Raw genomic sequence first — 15,561 nt, 5'->3', positions numbered from 1 at the left:
TTGAGGTGTTGCGGGTTGTCAGGTGGGAGCGGCCCGCTCCAGGATCGCGGAGATGTCCGCGCCGGCGGGCAGCGTGCCGAAGGTCTGGCCCCAGTCGCCACCGAGCCGGCTGGCGCAGAACGCGTCGGCGACCGCGGCGGGCGCGTACCGGACCAGCAGTGAACCCTGCAGCACCAGGGCCATCCGCTCCACCACGCGACGCGCGCGTACCTCGGGATCCGACGGGTCGGCGAGCCGCTCGCGCAGGTCGGTGATCGCGGTGTCGAGGTGCCGGTCGGCGCCGCCGGCCGCGCCCACCTCGGCGAAGAACGCCTCCGCACTCTCCGGCGACCGGTGCAGCGCCCGCAGCACGTCCAGGGCCTGTACGTTGCCGGAGCCCTCCCAGATCGAGTTGAGTGGTGCGTCCCGGTACAGCCGGGGCAGCCCGGAGTCCTCCACGTAACCGTTGCCGCCGAGACACTCCAGTGCCTCGCCGACCACGGCGGGCTGCCGCTTGCACACCCAGAACTTGCCGGCCGGGACGGCGAGACGCCGGAAGGCCTGTTCGGCGCTGTCGCCCCGGGAGGCCCGGTCGAGCGCTCCGGCCAGGCGCATCGCGAGGGCGGTCGCCGCCTCCGACTCGAGCGCCAGGTCGGCCAGCACGTTGCGCATCGCCGCCTTCTCCATCAGCGGGCCGCCGAACGCCGCGCGGTGCCGGGCGTGATGGACCGCCTGGGACAGGGCGGCCCGCATCCCCGAGGCCGAGCCGATCACGCAGTCCAGCCGGGTCGTCGCGACCATCTCGATGATGGTGCGCACGCCCTGGCCCTCGCCGCCGACCAGCCACGCCGCCGTGTCGTCGAACTCCGGCTCGCTGCTGGCGTTGCTGCGGTTGCCGAGCTTGTCCTTGAGCCGCTGGATGCGGAACACGTTGCGGCTGCCGTCCGGCAGGACCCGGGGTACCAGGAAACAGGAGAGGCCGCCGGGCGCCTGGGCGAGCACGAGGAACAGGTCGCACATCGGCGCACTGGTGAACCACTTGTGGCCACGGAGCCGCCACCCGTCCGCTGACGCGGTGGCGGTGGTCGTGTTGGCGCGCACGTCCGAGCCACCCTGTTTCTCGGTCATGCCCATACCGGCGAGCAGGCCGCGCTTACGCTCCGGTGCGCGCAGGCCCGGATCGTAGACGCGGCTGGTCAGCAGCGGCTCGTAGGCGGCTGCCAGCTCGGGACTCTGGCGCAGGGCGGGTATCACCGCGTAGGTCATCGAGATCGGGCAGGCGTGGCCGGCCTCGACCTGCGACCAGACGAAGAAACCGGCGGCGCGGGCCACGTGTGCTCCGGGACGCTTGTCGGCCCAGGCTGTGCCGGCCAGGCCCTCCGTGACGGCCACGTCCATCAGGCGGTGCCAGGACGGGTGGAACTCGACCTCGTCCAGGCGATGACCGTACCGGTCGTGGGTGAGCAGGCGTGGCTCGTACCGATTGGCCTCGTCGGCCCACCGCTGCGCCTCCGCGTCACCGGCGAGCTTGCCCAGCCGGTGCAGGTCGCCGGCCGCCCAGCCGGCGCCCTCCCGCTCGGCCGCCTCGCGCAGTGCGGCGTCCTCGGCGACGTCGTGGCCGGTCAGCGGTGGCGGCTGGTTGAACACCTGGTGCGTCACGGCCCGAGATTACCCGCCAGTAGGTGCGCCGGGCGATGCCCGCCACCACCCACAGGTGCTTCGCAGGCGGGCTGTGGGGTAATGGGCCGCTATGCGGCCGGACGATGAACTGACGACGACCACAGATCAACAGGCCACTGACCAAGAGGCAAACACAGATCAAGAGAACACCACAGAGGTACGGACGACGGCCGCCGCCGTGGTCGCACCGCTGCTGCTGGTCCCGTTCGCGCTCATCGCCGCTCTGGTGGTCGGGCGGTTCGGGCCGCTCCACAACTTCGACGGGGCGATCACCGAGCGGATGCACGAGTTCGCCCTGACCCGGCCCGGCTGGGTGGACGTCATGTCGTGGTGGAGCATCGTCTTCCACCCGACGACGTGGCGGATCGCGGCGGTGGTGCTCGTCGTCTGGCTGTGGCGGCGGCGGGCGCGGGCGCTGGCCTACTGGGTCGCGGCGACGATGGTCGCGGGTGCGCTGCTGGGCGTACTCCTGAAGTTGCTCTTCGGAAGGAACCGCCCGGATCTGCTCGATCCGGTGGCGCAGGCCGCCGGGTACGCGTTTCCCTCCGGCCATGCCATGACCAACGCCCTCGGTGCGACGGTCTTCCTGATGGTCCTCCTGCCGCTGCTGCGCGCCCGCCCGCCCGCCCGCGCCGCTCTCTGGACGGCAGCCGTGCTGATCCCCCTGGTCACCGCGTTCAGCCGGGTCTCGCTCGGTGTGCACTGGACCAGCGACGTGGTGGCCGGCCTGCTGCTCGGTGTCGCGCTGCCCGCCCTCACCTCGCTCGCGCTGCGGCGCCCGGTGCGGGAGCGAGGTGTTCCCGAGCGCGTGGCTGGGTAGAGTCCGGCGATGCTCACCATCGCCGCGCAGAGCCTCAAACGGGTGGTGCTCCCGATTGCCGCCCTGCTGCTGTTCATGATCGGCCTGGGTCTGCTGCTGACCCGGCTCGCCTCCCACACGTGGCCGCTGACCGTCGAGGACGGGGTGAACCGGGAGTTCGCCGCGGACCGCACCGAGACCCTCAGCGACATCTCGCACCTGGTCAGCGGGGTGGCGGACACACCACGGATCGTCGCGGCCACCGCCGTCGCCGCTCTCGTCCTCTGGCTGGTGCTGCGCCGTCTGCGGGAGCCGCTGTTCCTCAGCCTCGCCGTGATCGCGCAGGCGCTCGTCTTCTACTTCACCACGCTGGCGATCGACCGGCCCCGGCCCGCCGTGGACCGGATGGACGTCTCACCGCCGACGTCGAGTTTCCCGTCCGGGCACACCTCGGCGGCGGTCGCGCTCTACATCGGGCTGGCGGTGGTGCTGGCATCCCTGGCCCGGCGTACCTGGCTGAAGGCTCTCTGCTGGGCGCTGGTCCTGGTGCCGGTGGGTGTGGCGTTCGCCCGGATGTACCGGGGGATGCACCACCCGAGCGACGTCGTCGCGGCGTTCGTCAACGGCTGCACCTGCGTGATCGTGATGGCCCGGGCCGTTCTCGACCGCTCGGTGTCCTGGCGTCCCGGTAGCCGGGCCACCGCCGGCGCGGCGGTCCCGTCCACCGCCTGAGCGGTCGTCCTTTCCACCCTCTGAGCTGCTGCGTCTGGTGACCTCAGTACAGCGGCGTGCCGGTCCGGTCCGGTCGTGGCGGGAAACCGGTGACCAGGGTGACCAGGCCCAGGAGGAGCAGGACGGCGGGGAACGCCGGGAGGGTGTCCGGCTCCGACGTGGTCACCAGGGTCGCCGAGTACGCGGTGCTCGCCTGAACGTTGATCGTGACGGTGGAGCCGATCCCGGCGTTGGCCGGCACCCCGGCGCCCCTCCGCGCGGCCTCGATCTCGGCCAGGCGCTCGGCCCGCTCCCACTCCTCCCAGGTCCACACGTTCCCCGCCGGCCAGTAGGCGTCCATCGCCTCCGGCGTGCGGTCACCCACCAGGTCGTTGTCGGCGACGACGAGCAGCGCCACGGATGCCGCGACCAGCAGTGGCAGGAGCGCCACCGCGGCCACCCGCAGGGGCCCGCGCCGGGATACCCCGGCGTTGATCGCGAGGCCGGCCAGGATGATGGCGGCGGCCGGGAAGAGGAGGACGGTCACCCGGTCCAGCAGGTCCGGCTCGCCCGGCGCCTCCACCGTCAGCATCGTCGTGAGCCACACGACGCCCAGCGCGAACGCGGCCGCGGGCAGCATGCCGATCAGGAACCGGGTCGCCCGCCATCCGGTGACCCGGGCCAGCACCGACGCGGCCAGCACGCTCACACCGAGGCCGAACAGCAGCGCCGCGACGAGCGCGTGCGCCCCGCCGGGACGCACGTCATCGACGCTGCCCGGCGGTGCATCGGTCACCACGACGGCGGCGGTCAGCAACGACAGCCCGGCGGCCGTCAACCGGCCCGGCAGGCCGTGCTCGAGAATCGATCCGGCCAGCGCCCAGGCGAGCAGCGCCGCCATGGTCAGCGTCGCGGCGAAGGGCATCAGGGGCCGGCCGAGGGTCAGCTCACCGGCGAGCACTGCCGCGAAGGCGAGGAACCACCAGCGGGCCCATGTGGCTCTCCGCACCGGAGCATGATCCTGCACCCGCTGACCGTACGGAACAGGCCCCCGGTCCGCTGTCCCATCCGCCCACCGCGGAACGCGAGCGGAAGACAGCCCGGATCATCCGCCGGGGATGATGCGAGCATGGGTACATGACGAAGCTGAGTGGACAGGAGATCGCCGACGGCGCTCCGAAGGGCTGGGTCTACCTGCCGGGGGCGCTGCGGACCCGGCTACGGACCGGGAGCTTCAGCGCCGGCCTGAAGCTGGTCAACGCCATCGGTGCCGCCGCGGAGGCGGCCGACCATCACCCCGACCTGGACCTCCGGTACACCTACCTGGACGTTTCCCTGTTCAGCCACGACGTGGGCGAGGTGACCGCCCGCGACCTGCGCCTGGCGGCCACGATCAGCAAGTTGGCGGCGGAGGCGGGCGTCGCGGCCGAGACGGCCGGGGTGGTGCGGCTGGAGCTGGGTCTCGACAGCCCGGCCCAATCCCGGGTACTGCCGTTCTGGCAGGCGCTGCTCGGCCTGGACCACCGCACCAGCGAGTACGGCGACGAGCTCAACGACCCGGCCGGCCTGCTACCCGCCGTCTGGTTCCAGGAATCCGGCGACGAGGAACCCCGCCAGCGCTGGCACCCCGACCTGTGGGTCGACCCCTCCGAGGTACAGCCCCGCATCGACGCCGCCGTGAAGGCCGGCGGCACCCTGCTCAGCGACGCCGAGGCGCCCAGCTTCTGGGTCCTCGCCGACCCCGAGGGCAACAAGGTGTGCCTGTGCACCTGGCAGGAACGGGGCCGGTGACGCGACGAGGCGGGGTGGCCCGAGCCACCCCGCCTCGCCCCACCGATCAGGCCGCGACAGTAGCCTGATCGGTGACCGGTGCCGCCGACCCGCCGGACAGGTGCCGTAGGTAGGCCGGCAGGGTCAGGAACTCGGGGCAGGTCCGCTCGGTGAGCAGCACCGCCAGCAGCGTCCGCGCCTGGCCGAAGCAGCGGGCCCCTTCTTCGTCCAGGGCCCCGGTCTCGCTGAGCACGTCGAGTTCCTCACGCAGCATCCGGGTGACAAGGGTGGCGGTCACCGGAACGCCGTAGTCGGTACGCGTACCCGACGAGATCCACTGCCAGAGCTGCGCGCGGCAGATCTCGGCGGTGGCGGCGTCCTCCATCAGGCCGCCGAGCGCGACCGCGCCGCGCCCGCCCAGCCAGGCGGCGATGTACCGCAGGGCGACGCTCGCGTTCGTCCGCAGCGCCACCTCGCTCACCGTCACCTCGCCGGTCTTCAGATCCAGCAGGTCGGCGGCGGTGACCCGCACGTCGTCGCGCTTGCGCACGATCTGATGCGGCTCGTCGCCGAGCCACTGGTCGAACACGTCACGGCAGGTCTCGACCAGGCCCGGGTGCGCCACCCAGGAGCCGTCGAAGCCGTCGCCGACCTCGCGCCGCTTGTCCTGGCGGACCTGGTTGAGCGCCCGCTTGGCGGCGACCGGGTCGCGGCTGGGCACGACCGCGGCCATGCCGCCGATCGCGTGGGCGCCGCGCCGGTGACAGGTCTTGACCAGCAGTTCCGTGTACGCCCGCATGAACGGTGCCGTCATCGTCACCTGGGACCGCTCGGGCAGGACCGCGTCCGGACGGTTCTTGATCATGCTGAACAGGTAGTCCCAGCGGCCCGCGTTCAGTCCGGCCGAGTGCTCCCGCAGCTCGTACAGGATCTCGTCCATCTCGAACGCCGCGTTGATCGTCTCGATCAGCACGGTGGCCCGGATGGTGCCGCGGGGCATGCCGAGGTACTCCTGGGCGAAGACGAAGACGTCGTTCCAGAGGCGGGCCTCCAGGTGGGACTCCAGCTTCGGCAGGTAGAAGTACGGCCCGCTGCCCCGGTCGATCTGCCGCTGCCCGCAGTGGAACAGGTACAGGCCGAAGTCGAAGAGCGACGCGGACACCGCCCGCCCGCCGATCCGCAGGTGACACTCGGGCAGGTGCCAGCCACGCGGCCGCACCATGATCGTCGGGACCTGGTCGCCGATCTCGTAGCGCCTGCCGTCGGCGGCCGTGAAGTCCAGCGTGCCGTCCAGCGCGTCCTTCAGGTTGACCTGCCCGAGGACGATGTTCTCCCAGGTGGGGGAGGTGGCGTCCTCGAAGTCGGCCATCCAGACCTTCGCGCCGGAGTTCAGCGCGTTGATGGTCATCTTGCGCTCGGGCGGCCCGGTGATCTCCACCCGCCGGTCCCGCAGGTCCGGTGCGGCCGGCGCGACCTGCCAGGACGTGTCGTCGCGGATGTGCTGGGTGGACGTCAGGAAGTCCAGGTCGGTCGTCCGGGTGGCCCGCCGGCGCCGGCGGCGCTCCAGGAGCTGGACGCGCTGGGCGCCGAACTCGCGGTCGAGCGCCACGATGAACGCGACGGCCTCGGGGGTCAGGATCTCGGAGTACCGGCCCGCGGTGGTGCCCGTGACGGTGATTTCTTCGGAGCCCATGTCAGAACCTGCCCATTCCCTTTAGAACTGCTCGGCCTCGGTGCTACCGGACAGGGCGGTCGTGGACGACTCCGGGTTCAGCGCGGTGGAGACCGCGTCGAAGTAACCGGTGCCGACCTCGGCCTGGTGCTTGGTGGCGGTGTAGCCGTCGGACTCCGCCGCGAACTCGGCCTCCTGCAGCTTCACGTACGCCGTCATGCCGGTCTCGGCGTAGCCCTTGGCCAGCTCGAACATCGAGTGGTTCAGCGCGTGGAAGCCGGCCAGCGTGACGAACTGGAACTTGTATCCCATCGCGCCGAGCTCCTTCTGGAACCGGGCGATGTCGGCGTCGTCCAGGTTGCGCTTCCAGTTGAACGACGGTGAGCAGTTGTAGGCGAGCATCTTGCCCGGGTGCTTGGCGTGCACGGCCTCGGCGAACCGCTTGGCGAACTCGAGGTCCGGCTTGCCGGTCTCCACCCAGAGCAGGTCGGCGTAGTCGGCGTAGGCGACACCGCGGGAGATCGCGGCGTCCTCGCCCGGGTTGACCCGGAAGAAGCCCTCGGCGGTGCGCTCACCGGTCAGGAACGGCCGGTCGCGCTCGTCCACGTCGGTGGTGAGCAGGTCCGCCGCCAGGGCGTCGGTGCGGGCGATGACGAGCGTCGGCACTCCGGCGACGTCCGCGGCGAGACGAGCGGCGTTCAGCGTACGGATGTGCTGCTGGGTGGGGATCAGAACCTTACCGCCGAGGTGGCCGCACTTCTTCTCGCTGGCCAGCTGGTCCTCCCAGTGCACGCCCGCCGCGCCGGCCGCGATCATGCCCTTCATCAGCTCGAACGCGTTCAGCGGGCCACCGAAGCCGGCCTCCGCGTCGGCGACGATCGGGGCGAACCAGTCACGCTCGTGCCGGCCGGCCGCGGTGTCGATCTGGTCGGCGCGGATCAGCGCGTTGTTGATCCGCCGGACCACCGCGGGCACCGAGTTCGCCGGGTAGAGCGACTGGTCCGGGTAGGTGTGACCGGAGAGGTTCGCGTCCGCCGCGACCTGCCATCCGGACAGGTAGATCGCCTTCAGGCCGGCGCGCACCATCTGGGTCGCCTGGCCACCGCTCAGCGCGCCGAGCGCGTTGATGTAGTCCTCGGTGTTCAGCAGCTCCCACAGCCGGGCGGCGCCGCGCTCCGCGAGGGTGTGCCGTTCCTGGAGGGTGCCCCGCAGCTTCACGACGTCCTGCGCGGTGTAGTCGCGCTTGATGCCGGTCCAGCGGGGGTCGCCGGCCCATTCCCGAGTGAGGTCCGCAGCGGTACCGCCCCTGGTTTCGGTCAGCTCAGTCATCAGAACAATCCCTTTCCTGCCCTGTCGCGTTTCTTCCGTGTGGAAGAACTTCACTTTCAGGGATCGTGCAAGCCCTGATGAAGGGTTCTGTGAGGAGAAGAAGTGCGAAAATTCTGTTAACGTGAAACACGTGACCGCTTCACTTTCTTCTGAGCCGGCGTCGGCATCCCCCGAATCACCCGTCGACCTGGTGACGCTCGGGCAGCGTCTCCGGCATCTGCGGCGGGCCAAAGGCATGACACTCGACCAGCTCAGCGAGGCGGTCGGGCGGGCGCCGTCCCAGCTCTCGCTCATCGAGAACGGGAAGAGGGAGCCGAAACTGTCGGTGCTCCAGGCGATCGCGGGCGCTTTGGGCGTACCCATGCAGGATCTTCTTCGGTCTGAGGCGCCCAGCCGTCGCGCCGGGCTGGAGATCGAGCTGGCCCACCACCAGCGGAATCCGGCGTATGCGGCGCTCGGCCTGCCCACGGTGCGTGCCGGGCGGCGGCTGCCGGCTGACGCGCTGGAGTCGCTGATCGGGCTGCACCGGGAGCTGAGCCGCCTGCTGACCGAGCAGAGCGCCACACCCGAGGTGGCGCGGCGGGCCAACGCGCAGCTGCGGGCCGACATGCGGCGCAGGGACAACTACTTCCCGGAGATCGAGCAGGCGGCGGCTCAGGTCCTCCAGTCGGTACGGCACACGACCGGCCCCCTGTCGCAGCGCGGCATCCTCGACATCGCGGCTCAGATCGGGTTCACGCTGCACTACGTGAACGACCTGCCCAGCTCGACGCGGTCCGTCACCGACCTGAAAAATCGGCGGATATTCCTGCCGCAGGTGGCCAGCGGCAGAGGCCACGACCCTCGGAGCGTGGTGCTGCAGACGCTCGGCCACTTCGTGCTCGGGCACGCCGACCCGGCCGACTACGGTGACTTCCTGCGGCAGCGGGTCGAGGTCAACTACTTCGCGGCGGCCCTGCTGATGCCGGAGAAGTTCGCCGTCGAGTTCCTCACCGAGGCGAAGGCCGACCGCGCCCTCGCCATCGACGACTTCCGGGACGCGTTCGGCGTGTCCTACGAGACGGCGGCACACCGGTTCACGAACCTGGCCACCCACCACTTCGGGATCCCGGTGCACTTCGCCCGGGTCCACGAGAGCGGGATCGTCTACAAGGCCTACGAGAACGACAACGTGCGCTTCCCGTCCGACGTGACCGGCGCCATCGAGGGCCAGCCGGTCTGCCGCAAGTGGGCCTCCCGAACGGTCTTCGAAGCCGACGACCCCTACTCGTCCTTCTACCAGTTCACCGACACGACAGCCGGAACGTACTGGTGCACGGTCCACGTCGAGTCGACCCGCTCCGGCGAGTTCTCGGTGACCGTGGGCACGCCCTACGAACATGCCCGCTGGTTCCGGGGCGGCGACGTCTCCGGCCGTACGGTCTCCAACTGCCCGGACCCCGACTGCTGCCGCCGCCCACCCGCGGACCTGGTGGACCGCTGGGCCGGAAACGCCTGGCCCAGCGCCCGGGTCCACTCCCACCTGCTGGCCGCCCTACCCCCCGGCACCTTCCCCGGCGTCGACAACCGCGACGTCTACGACTTCCTCGAACGCCGCGCCTAACCCCACCCCCCACCCCCGCCGTTCCCCGCCACCCCGCCCAGCCGCCCGTCGGCCTATCTCGCTCAGCCGCCCGTCGGCACGCCGCGCCCGGCCGCGCCTTCGGGCTGCTCCAGCGGGGAGCTGCGGTTGCGCGAGGGGGACGGTTTTGGGCGGGGATGGCCCACGCAGGACCGTCAGGCTTGATATCCCGCGTGGGCCATCCCCGCCCAAAACCTTGCAACTCAGCCTCCGCGAGGCGCGTCGCGGCCCGGCAACACCTGATCACTGCACGCCACGCCACGCCGGGCTGCGCGCGGCGACTCCGGGTAGCGACGGGCTGCGCGCGGCGACTCCGGGTAGCGACGGGCTGCGCGCGGCGACTCCGGGCGGCGTCGGGCGGTGTCGGGCAGCGCTGGGGCGGTGCCGGGTGGTGCCGGGTGGTGCCGGGTGGTGCCGGGTGGTGCCGGGTGGTGCCGGGCAGGGTCGGGCGGGTCGGGCGGGTCGGGCAGCGCTGGGCAGGGTCGGGCAGGGTCGGGCGGCGTCGTGCCGGTGCTCGTCGATGGGCGAGACCAGGCCGTGGTGCGCCTCGGGGACCACGGCAGGCATGCCCGATCGCCGTCTCGACAACGTGGCCTGACGACGGCTCACACTGCCGGGCCGTCACCCAACCGCGCTTCGGTAGCGGGGCGGCTGGCGGCGGTGGACGTAACCGGGCCGCTATTCGGTCCACCACTGCCAGCCGACGGCCCGCTGCTGGCGGTGGTGGACGTAACCGGGCCGCTATTCGGTCCACCACTGCCAGCCGACGGCCCGCTGCTGGCGGTGGTGGACGTAACCGGGCCGCTATTCGGTCCACCACTGCCAGCCGACGGCCCGCTGCTGGCGGTGGTGGACGTAATGCGGGCGCTGTTCGGTCCATGAGTGCCAGCTGGCGCTGTTCGGTCCACGAGTGCCAGCGGGCGCTGTTCGGTCCATGAGTGCCGACCAGCGCTGTTGTTCCGCCTACCTGCCGCGCTGCACGGAGCTTGAGTTGCAAGGTTTTGGGCGGGGATGGCCCACGCGGGATATCAAGCCTGACGGTCCTGCGTGGGCCATCCCCGCCCAAAACCGTCCCAGCTCGCGCAAATCCACGGCGCTGCGGAGGGCTGCGGCGCTCGCGCAAACCCACGGCGCTGCGGAGGGCTGCGGCGCTTACGCAAATCCACGGCGCTGCGGAGGGCTGCGGCGCTTACGCAAACCCACGGCGCCGCGGAGGGCTACGGCTCGTGGAGGGCCACGGAGCGGGCGGGGCCGGGGCCGCGGGCGGGGCCGGGGCCGCGGCGTCCGGGAGGGCGCGGGTGGGCGGGGCGGGTTAGGAGGCCAGTTGGCGGGTGGTTAGGCGGGCGGCTATGGGGGGTTCGTGGGCTTCGGGGCCGGGGCGGACCTGGGACCAGAGGTCGAGGGCGGCCTTCTTGGCGGGGCCCAGTTTGTCCTTGGCCAGGTATTTGGCGTCGGCGGCGATGCGGGTGCCACGGGGGACCGGGATGGAGGGTTCGTAGCCGAAGCGGGGGAGGCGGTCGCCGAAGGCTGTTTCGCACTGGCGGATCTCGTCGTCGGTGAGGCGGCTGCGCCAGCTCTGGACTCGCTCGGTGGTGGGTGCCTTGTGGGTGAGCGTGTGCCAGGTCTTGTACTCGGGCACGGCGACGGAGGCGAGCTTGTTGGGGGCGGTCATCGCCGGGTCGAAGTCTTCGTCGAGGAAGGCGCAGATGGCGCGCAGGTGCGGTTCCGGGTCGGCGACCAGGTCCTCGTAGCGGACCTGGTGGTAGACGTCGTCGGGGTAGTAGCGGGCGGCGGCCAGGGAGGCGTCGGCGGACCTCGTCCAGTATTCGATGAGGGTGTCGAACTCGTCGGGCTTCCAGGGTGTCTCTTTGAGCGACGCGACGCAGTCCCGGCCGTCGCGCATGATGTTGATGATCTGGGCGTCGGGGAAGAGTTTCAGGATCGTGCTCAGGTGCCGCAGGTAGACCGGGCGTTTGTCGCCCCAGCGGGGCTTGCCGAAGCGCTCGGAGTACATCCGGAAGACGATGCCGAAGGCGGAGCCCAGGGTGGGCGGGCCGGCGACGATCGCGTCGATCACCTGTTGCCGGTCGAGCCCGAGGTCGTCGAACTGTGAACTCTTGACGATGTACTCGGCGAGGGAGCGCCGGTTGCCCGGCTCGTTCAGGTCGCCGAAGTCGGCCCGCTGCTGGTGGGCGGTGAGCAGGAAGCGCGTCTCGGGTGGCAGCGCGATCCGGGGGTGTGCGTGCAGCATGAGCTGGAGCATCGTCGTGCCGGAGCGAGGGCAGCCGACGACGAAGATCGGGCGATCACTGGGCATGGCGATCACCGTAAACAAGATCCACTGGGTTTGTCCGCCCCAGCATCGTCATGTCGCTCCTCTCGCTGGTCTTCAGGGCTTTTCCGAAGACCTTGAAAAGATTTCGCAATAACGCTGTGCAGCCAAGACGTTTCGGCTGTCGAGAGGCTGTGAGTTTTCTGGCAATCTTGACCAACCAGGTGCAAAAGGTCGTCACCGTGATCGAAGAGTTACGGTCAGGCGGCGACCGGCTCCGGGGTGCGGGCCCGTGAGGGGCGGGTGGAGAGCCAGCAGCCGACGATGATGAGGGCGAAGCCGGCGATCGTGGCGGGGCCGATCGACTCGTTCAGCAGGACGACACCGAGCAGGACCGCGACGAGCGGGTTGAAGTAGGTGACCAGACCGGCGCGGTTCGACCCGGCCAGCGCGATCAGCTTGTAGAAGGCCAGCAGGGCGGCGGCGGTGCAGAGCAGGCCGAGAGCCACCAGCGCGAGCCACGAGTCGGTGCTGACCGGGCCGTCCGGCAGTGCGGTCAGGGCAAAAGGCAGGAGTACGACGGTGGTGATCGCGGTCGTACCGAGGGTCAGCGTCTCCGGCGGGATGTCGGCCGCCTTGCGCTGGACCAGCACTGTCGCCACCGCGTAGCTGACCGTGGCGAGCAGGACCATGCCGGCGCCGAGCAGGCCGTACCGGTCTCCGGAGACGTCCAGGCCGACGAGCACCACGACTCCGGCGAAACCGGTCACCAGTCCGGCGATCCGGATCGGGGTGAGCGGCTCGGTACGCACGAGCAGCAGCGCGATCACGGCCGGCTCGACGGCGATCAGGATCCCGGTCAGCGAGGAGGAGATGTGCTGCTCGCCGTACGTGATGAGCAGGAACGGGCCGATGATGTGGACGACAGCGATCAGGGCCACCACCGGCATCCGCCCGCGCAGCGCCCCGAACGTGCCCCGCATCAGCGCGACCGGGATCAGCACGGCGGCCGCGATGGCGGTCCGGCCGGCGACGACGAGGACCGGCGACAGGTCGTCGATCGCGATCTTGATGAGGAAGTAGGGGATGCCCCAGAGCACGGAGACGGCGAGGAAGAGGAGCCAGGCGAGACGATTCACAGGTTCAGCTTTCCGCCGTACGGTGGTAAGCGGTAGTGGTGACCTGCTGATGTGGTGTTAAGGAAAACTGATGATCGACGCTCGCCGGCTCCAGGTGCTGACCGAGGTGGCCCGCCAGGGCAGCTTCAACCGGGCCGCCGCTCAGCTGCGGCTCACCCCGTCCGCGGTGTCCCAGCAGATCAGCGCCCTCGAGCGCACCGTCGGCACCCCGGTGGTGCGGCGCAGCACCCGCGGCGTCGAGCTGACCGACGCCGGGCGGGTCCTGGTCGAGACCGCCGAGGCGATCGCCGCCGAGCTGCTCTGCGCCGAACGGGAGATCGCCGAGCTCGGCACCGCGCGCACCGAGCGGCTCACCGTCACGACGTTCACCAGCGGCGGGCAGCGACTGCTGCCGCCGGCCCTGACCCGGTTCAGCGCGGAGCATCCCGGCGTCGAGCTCACCGTGATCGAGAGCGAGCCGGAGGAGAGCCTGCCGCTGGTCCGCTCCGGCGCGTCCGATCTGGCCCTGGCCTACCACTTCGACGGTCCGCCGCCGGTCCGGCCCGGTGACCGCTCCGGCCTGGTCTGGACGCCGCTGCTGGAGGACCCGATGTGGATCGTGCTGCCGTCCGGGCACCGGCTCGTCGGCAGCACCTCGGTGACCGTCGCCGAGCTGGCGGGGGAGCGCTGGGTGCACGGGTGCCTGTCGATCGGTGAGATGCTCGACCACTACGCGGCGATGGCCGGATATCAGGTGCGCACGGCGTGCCGCGGCACCGATTACCAGTTCGCGCAGTCGCTGGTCCGGGCCGGTATCGGAATCAGCATGATTCCGGAGATCGCGCTGACCGCCGATCACAGCGGGCTGAGTGCCGCGCGGCTCGCACCGCCCGGTCCGTGCCGGTTCGTCGGGGTGGCGACTCCGCGGAGGCGCCGGCCGAATCCGCTCGTCGACGACCTGATGCGGATCCTGCGGGAGACGGTGGGCGCGCTGCCGGCAACGCCGCTGACCACCGGCCGGCAGTGAGCCGAAGTCGGTAGCGCCGGCTATTCGATCGAGCCCGGAGGCGGGGTCTCGGGTTGCGGCTCGGCCACCGATCTCAGCCCGGCGGGCGCGCTGCGGCCTGGCGTGGCAGCCAGGCCGCGGTGTAGCCCGGTGACTCTTCGTGTCTCGTACCAAATAGATCTTGATTCAACCGGCGGAAGCGACCGCGAGCAGGCGCTGGATCTGTTGCTGCCGCGCCGCGGCCATCTGGTCGGCCAGGCTGCGGGCTGGAGGGTACGCGCCACCCGCACTCTCCATCCGCATGGTCTCGACGCTGTTGTGCAGGTTTCCCAGCAGAAGTGCCACAGCCGTACGGTCGAAATCCGCGCCTTTCGCCTGGTCGAGCGCCGCCACGTCCTCCTCGCGGAGCGAGTGGAGATCACCGTGCCCGGCGTGCAGGCCCGCGGAGGGGTCGGCCTGCATCGGGCGCTCCCAGCCGAGCAGCCAGCGTTGCATGGTGCCGCTCTCGGTCTGCCACTGCTCGCGCAGCTCCGCGGCGACGGCCCGGACCTCCGCGCCCGCCGCGCGTTGCTCCGCCCGCTGGGCGACCTGCTCACCCTCGGTGATCTGCGCCAGTCCCATCTGGAGGAACATCACGTCGGTCTCGTTGAAGGCGGGCGGTGGCGCCTGCTTCTCGGCCGGCGCGCCGGAGCACGCGGCGGTGCACACGGCGGTCAGCAGGGCGATGAGGGCCAGGGCGGCCCGGCGAACCGGACCGCCCGCACCTCTGGTGATTACAGGGCCGTCCACAGCGCGGCTACGTAGGGCGGTTCCCAGCCGGCGAGCGCGGTGTGCGCCTGCCGGCACGAGTACGACCGGCCGTTGAACGTCACCCGGTCACCCACCTTGTACGAGACGCCGGCCGCCCACGAGGTGGCGCCGGACGTCGGGGTCGGCGTCGGGTTCGTGGTGGTCGTCGGCCGGGGGGTCGGCGTCGGGCTGGACGTGGGGGTCGGCGTCGGCGTCGGGTTGGTGGTGCCGCCGCTGATGTTCACGTCCACACAGGAGTAGAACGCGTTGACTGTGTCCGAGATGTTCCACCGGGCGAGCACGGTCTGCCGGCCGCTGAAGCCCTTCATGTTGACCGAGTGCGACTTGGTCGCCCCCGGCTGCGCGCCACCGTCGTTGAAGGAGGCCAGCTGGGTGTCGCCGATGAAGTATTCCCACGTCGAGGTGGAGTGGCGGGCGGTCAGCACCCAGTTGAAGGTGACGTTCTGCCCGACCGACGCGGCCGGCCAGTTCTTGCTGGTGTCGTTGAGCACAGTGAAACGGCTGCCGCCTCCGTTGCACTGCTTGGAGCCCTTGGGCATCTCGACGCTCTGGGGCTCGTAGACGATGTCACCGCAGCCGGAGACCGCGCCGCTGGCACAGTTGGCCTGACGGCTGGGCGGGGACGAGATGTAGCCGTGCGCGGACGCCGGGGAGACGGCCACGAAGAGGGATCCGGTGACCGCCGCGACGGTCAGCGTGGGGAGGGTGAATCTACGCCTCATGCACTCGCTCCTTGATGGAGTTGGGGGACGACGTGTTCACCAACGTAAATTAAAGAGCCCTAACAGTAAACA

13 protein-coding genes are annotated in these 15,561 nt (G+C 70.8%); 5 read left to right on the top strand and 8 right to left on the bottom strand.

Annotation, left to right across the window (positions count from 1 at the left end; all coding sequences use genetic code 11):
- Positions 1 to 18: 18 nt before the first annotated feature.
- Positions 19 to 1,638: an isovaleryl-CoA dehydrogenase gene (locus tag ACFQV6_RS20620; RefSeq protein ID WP_378029153.1), complete on the bottom strand. Its 1,620-nt coding sequence runs from the start codon at positions 1,636 to 1,638 to the stop codon at positions 19 to 21.
- A 199-nt stretch (positions 1,639 to 1,837) separates the two neighbouring features.
- On the opposite strand from ACFQV6_RS20620, the gene ACFQV6_RS20615 reads away from it, so the two are divergent.
- Positions 1,838 to 2,479: a phosphatase PAP2 family protein gene (locus ACFQV6_RS20615; protein ID WP_378029152.1), complete on the top strand. Its 642-nt coding sequence runs from the start codon at positions 1,838 to 1,840 to the stop codon at positions 2,477 to 2,479.
- Between the two features lie 9 nt (positions 2,480 to 2,488).
- The gene (locus tag ACFQV6_RS20610; protein ID WP_378029151.1) at positions 2,489 to 3,190 is read left to right on the top strand and encodes a phosphatase PAP2 family protein; all 702 of its coding nucleotides are present in this window, start codon (positions 2,489 to 2,491) and stop codon (positions 3,188 to 3,190) included.
- A gap of 43 nt (positions 3,191 to 3,233) precedes the next feature.
- Here ACFQV6_RS20610 and ACFQV6_RS20605 read toward each other — a convergent pair whose 3' ends face one another.
- Positions 3,234 to 4,178 carry a hypothetical protein gene (locus ACFQV6_RS20605; RefSeq protein ID WP_378029150.1) on the bottom strand — a complete coding sequence of 315 codons (945 nt, stop codon included), beginning with the start codon at positions 4,176 to 4,178 and terminating at the stop codon, positions 3,234 to 3,236.
- Between the two features lie 128 nt (positions 4,179 to 4,306).
- Between ACFQV6_RS20605 and ACFQV6_RS20600 the strand changes: the two genes are divergently transcribed.
- On the top strand, positions 4,307 to 4,960 hold the full coding sequence (locus ACFQV6_RS20600) for a VOC family protein (RefSeq protein ID WP_378029149.1): 654 nt from the start codon (positions 4,307 to 4,309) through the stop codon (positions 4,958 to 4,960).
- A 46-nt stretch (positions 4,961 to 5,006) separates the two neighbouring features.
- Here the strand turns inward: ACFQV6_RS20600 and aceB are convergent, their stop codons facing one another.
- Both aceB and aceA read right to left on the bottom strand, forming a co-directional pair.
- Positions 5,007 to 6,632 carry a malate synthase A gene (gene aceB, locus ACFQV6_RS20595; protein ID WP_378029148.1) on the bottom strand — a complete coding sequence of 542 codons (1,626 nt, stop codon included), beginning with the start codon at positions 6,630 to 6,632 and terminating at the stop codon, positions 5,007 to 5,009.
- A 21-nt stretch (positions 6,633 to 6,653) separates the two neighbouring features.
- Positions 6,654 to 7,931 carry an isocitrate lyase gene (gene aceA / locus ACFQV6_RS20590; RefSeq protein ID WP_378029212.1) on the bottom strand — a complete coding sequence of 426 codons (1,278 nt, stop codon included), beginning with the start codon at positions 7,929 to 7,931 and terminating at the stop codon, positions 6,654 to 6,656.
- A 139-nt stretch (positions 7,932 to 8,070) separates the two neighbouring features.
- Between aceA and ACFQV6_RS20585 the strand changes: the two genes are divergently transcribed.
- Positions 8,071 to 9,543: a helix-turn-helix domain-containing protein gene (locus tag ACFQV6_RS20585; RefSeq protein ID WP_378029147.1), complete on the top strand. Its 1,473-nt coding sequence runs from the start codon at positions 8,071 to 8,073 to the stop codon at positions 9,541 to 9,543.
- 1,330 nt (positions 9,544 to 10,873) lie between these two features.
- On the opposite strand, the gene ACFQV6_RS20580 is transcribed toward ACFQV6_RS20585, so the two are convergent.
- Positions 10,874 to 11,878, bottom strand: coding sequence for a sulfotransferase family protein (locus ACFQV6_RS20580; protein WP_378029146.1), 1,005 nt, complete (start codon positions 11,876 to 11,878; stop codon positions 10,874 to 10,876).
- Positions 11,879 to 12,093: 215 nt separating this feature from the next.
- On the bottom strand, positions 12,094 to 12,972 hold the full coding sequence (locus ACFQV6_RS20575) for a DMT family transporter (protein WP_378029145.1): 879 nt from the start codon (positions 12,970 to 12,972) through the stop codon (positions 12,094 to 12,096).
- A 70-nt stretch (positions 12,973 to 13,042) separates the two neighbouring features.
- Here ACFQV6_RS20575 and ACFQV6_RS20570 point away from each other — a divergent pair, with 70 nt between their 5' ends.
- Positions 13,043 to 13,978 (top strand): LysR family transcriptional regulator, encoded by a 936-nt coding sequence (locus tag ACFQV6_RS20570; protein ID WP_378029144.1) that lies wholly within the window; start codon positions 13,043 to 13,045, stop codon positions 13,976 to 13,978.
- Positions 13,979 to 14,143: 165 nt separating this feature from the next.
- Here ACFQV6_RS20570 and ACFQV6_RS20565 read toward each other — a convergent pair whose 3' ends face one another.
- Together ACFQV6_RS20565 and ACFQV6_RS20560 are read right to left on the bottom strand one after the other, a co-directional pair.
- A complete protein-coding gene (locus tag ACFQV6_RS20565) occupies positions 14,144 to 14,746 on the bottom strand; it encodes a DUF305 domain-containing protein (RefSeq protein WP_378029143.1) in 603 nt (200 codons plus the stop codon).
- Complete coding sequence (locus ACFQV6_RS20560) at positions 14,731 to 15,489, bottom strand: lytic polysaccharide monooxygenase (protein WP_378029142.1); 759 nt, start codon at positions 15,487 to 15,489, stop codon at positions 14,731 to 14,733. The genes ACFQV6_RS20565 and ACFQV6_RS20560 overlap by 16 nt, the downstream gene beginning before the upstream one ends.
- Positions 15,490 to 15,561: the final 72 nt, after the last annotated feature.

The sequence above is a fragment of the Actinoplanes sp. GCM10030250 genome, from assembly GCF_042666575.1.
Taxonomy (GTDB): domain Bacteria; phylum Actinomycetota; class Actinomycetes; order Mycobacteriales; family Micromonosporaceae; genus Actinoplanes.
The sequence above is the reverse complement of the archived record's forward strand: the minus strand, read 5'-3'. Positions and strand labels throughout refer to the sequence as shown.

What these genes read in the sequence shown, in the direction of transcription:
- ACFQV6_RS20570 (WP_378029144.1), top strand. Translation starts at nt 13,043, where the DNA reads ATGATCGACGCTCGCCGGCTCCAGGTGCTGACCGAGGTGGCCCGCCAG.
- aceB (WP_378029148.1), bottom strand. Translation starts at nt 6,632, where the DNA reads ATGGGCTCCGAAGAAATCACCGTCACGGGCACCACCGCGGGCCGGTAC.
- ACFQV6_RS20580 (WP_378029146.1), bottom strand. Translation starts at nt 11,878, where the DNA reads ATGCCCAGTGATCGCCCGATCTTCGTCGTCGGCTGCCCTCGCTCCGGC.
- ACFQV6_RS20610 (WP_378029151.1), top strand. Translation starts at nt 2,489, where the DNA reads ATGCTCACCATCGCCGCGCAGAGCCTCAAACGGGTGGTGCTCCCGATT.
- ACFQV6_RS20560 (WP_378029142.1), bottom strand. Translation starts at nt 15,489, where the DNA reads ATGAGGCGTAGATTCACCCTCCCCACGCTGACCGTCGCGGCGGTCACC.
- ACFQV6_RS20600 (WP_378029149.1), top strand. Translation starts at nt 4,307, where the DNA reads ATGACGAAGCTGAGTGGACAGGAGATCGCCGACGGCGCTCCGAAGGGC.